At 65.7% G+C, this 690-nt stretch carries 1 pseudogene; it reads left to right on the forward strand.

The features are described from left to right. Positions 1–409: 409 nt before the first annotated feature. Positions 410–690, forward strand: a pseudogene (locus tag A5678_RS12920) (hypothetical protein); the annotation flags it as partial.

Raw genomic sequence — 690 nt, forward strand, 5'->3', positions numbered from 1 at the left:
CCCTTTCTGGGGCTTCTGCTCACGAAGGCTGGCGACCCAAGCGCAGCGGGCCCGGCCATAACGTGGACCCGTCTTCTGCTGGCTCGTCGATTTTGACCGGGCATGCAGCCAGGGAAGCTGGGTCGCGGGCGCTATATGCGGTTGCCGTGCAATCGTTTCCGGCAAGCCGACCACACCCGGTTCCTGAACCCACAACTAGCTGTTTGTTCTGCGACACGAATCGGTGCAGACGATGCCGGCGCGGGTCGCCGCCTGCGTCAAGGGACCAATGCTCCTGGCAGCCGGGGACAAGCGGCCCTACGCCCAGCCTCGACGCGGCACGAGAATGGGCATTCCAGCACACAGCGGAGGATCGCTGCGCTGACCAGCGCACCGGGTGCGGCGAATTGCGTCGATTAGGGGCGAAAAGATGAAACCGGTGCACACACCGGCGGGATCCGAGATAGAGGGCACGCCGTTTGGGCGTTACCGGCTGATCGAGCTGTTGGGCCGCGGCGGCATGGGCGAGGTGTGGCGCGCCTACGACACCGTGATGGATCGGGTGGTGGCCCTGAAGCTGCTGTTGGCCAATGTCGCCGAGGATCCGGCCTATGTGGAGCGGTTTCGCCGCGAGGCGCACGCCGCGGCCAGCCTGGACGAGCCGCACGTCATCCCCATCTACGACTTCGGCGAGATCGACGGACGACTGTA

The organism is Mycobacterium sp. E2733 (assembly GCF_001667585.1).
Lineage (GTDB): Bacteria > Actinomycetota > Actinomycetes > Mycobacteriales > Mycobacteriaceae > Mycobacterium.